Annotated in this window: 1 protein-coding gene; it reads left to right on the top strand. The window is 55.1% G+C overall.

The window, feature by feature from the left end; translation table 11 throughout:
- Positions 1-111: 111 nt before the first annotated feature.
- Entirely contained in the window at positions 112-1,743 is a 1,632-nt protein-coding gene (locus AC1DSG_RS30705; protein WP_477794224.1) for an ATP-dependent acyl-CoA ligase, read from the top strand.
- The last annotated feature ends 219 nt before the right edge of the window (positions 1,744-1,962 follow it).

Here is a 1,962-nt window from a genome sequence, read left to right as displayed (position 1 = left end):
GTTCAACTTATTGTTAAAGACATTTCATAATTTTGTATTTAGAATCTAATTCTCTCACCAAAATAAAATCAGGCAAACCAATCGCTATGGGAGCCTAAAAGGAGAATATTCATGGGCAGCAGTGGCAATCCAGAAACCTGGGCAGTGGGAGAACGAGACACTGTCATCGACGCGCTAGATCGCGCGGTAGCAAGGCATCCAGACAAAATTTTGTTGGATTTCAGCGGCGAGTTATACACTTATGCTCAAGTTGACTCACTCTCAACCAAGATGGCCAACGCCCTTGCGACCTTGGGTGTAAAAGCCGGTGAAACCGTGCTGACCATGCTCGATAACAACATCGACGCTGTCACCACCTGGCTGGCCATCAACAAGCTCTGCGCCGTGAGTGTGCCAATCAACACCGCGCTCAAGGGCGAGTTTCTCCGCCATCAGATCGCCGATACCGGCACCTCGGTGGTGATCTGCGAAGCAGCCTACCTGCCACGCATCACACCGCTCGCTGAGCAATTGCACGACGTTCAGCACATTCTTCACCGTGGCACACTTGAGACGGTAGCCGATTGCCGTATTCGCATCGCGCCACTGGATGAATGGCGCGGCCATGACGCCACCCCGCTCGCTAACAAGCCGCAGCCTTCAGACCTTGCTTGCTTGATTTACACCTCAGGCACCACCGGCCCCTCCAAGGGCTGCATGATCAGCTACAACTTCATGTGCAACCTGGCGCGCCTGCAATTGCGTGCCGGTCCGGCCAGTGCCGACGACGTGACTATCACACCGCTGCCGCTGTTCCACATGAATGCGCTGTGTGTATCAATCATCGCCAGCATTCTGGTGGGTGCGCGCGCCGCCATTCTCCCGCGCTTTTCGGTTTCGAATTTCTGGCAGGAAGTGGAGCGTTCAGGTGCAACCATCGCCTCAATCCTTGGTGGCATGGGCGGCCTCCTCGCTCAAGCGCCAGATAACGAAGCAATGCTGCGCTGCGTCGGGCAAATCCATACTGCTCGAGGCAACCCTTACACAGAAGAAACCAAAAAAATCTGGCGCGAGCGTTTCGGCACAAAACTGGTCGGCGGTAACGGCTATGGCCTGACCGAAGCGTGCGTCATCACTTCGCTGGCCGCCGGTGAATACGCCGCGCCCGGCTCCTCGGGAAAACGAATTGCCGATTTTGACGTAAGAATCGTCGACGACCTCGATCAGGAAGTACCTCCCAACAGCGCGGGCGAAATCGTCGTTCGACCGCTGCGTCCGGACATCATGTTCCAGGGCTACTGGCGCCGTGCGGAAGATACCCAGAAGCTGATGCGCAATATGTGGTTCCACACTGGCGACATTGGCAAGTTCGATGACGATGGATTTTTCTACTTCGTCGACCGCAAGAAAGACTACCTGCGCCGCCGGGGCGAAAACATTTCCAGCTTTGAAATGGAAGCAGCTTTTGCTGTTCACCCGGCGCTGGCCGAAGTGGCAGTACATGCCGTGCCGTCAGATAAAGGCGAGGACGATGTGAAAGTCACAGCCGTGCTGCATGAAGGCGTAACGCTGGACCCGGAGCAGCTGTTTCATTGGGCCACTGAATCGGTGCCCTACTATGCCCTGCCGCGCTACATCGAGTTCCGCAGCAGCCTGCCGAAAAACCCGCAGGGTCGGGTGTTGAAGTATTTGCTGCGGGATGAAGGTAAAACCCAGAGCACCTGGGATCTGGAAACCACGTCGATTGTAGTCTCCAAGAAATAACTGTCGTTCCCCTTCAACAGCTATAAAAAAACCGGTCACTAAGGACTAATGCCAGTCAGTTAAGCTGACTGGCATTTTTCTTTCTGATCGGATACTTCGGGGATTTGAGCCTGATAGCCCGGGGGTAGATGCGCTCCTCTCGCCGATGAGGCAGGACGTAATGCATGGCTGAAGCATGCAGCTCAGCCAGGTATTTGGGGATGTTCCCGGAACGGTCGG

It is taken from the genome of Pseudomonas sp. P5_A12, from assembly GCF_056400685.1.
This window is presented reverse-complemented; position numbering and strand designations above follow the sequence as displayed.

Bases quoted from the DNA above. Each gene is read 5' to 3' on its own strand.
- AC1DSG_RS30705 (WP_477794224.1), top strand. From the start codon at position 112: ATGGGCAGCAGTGGCAATCCAGAAACCTGGGCAGTGGGAGAACGAGAC.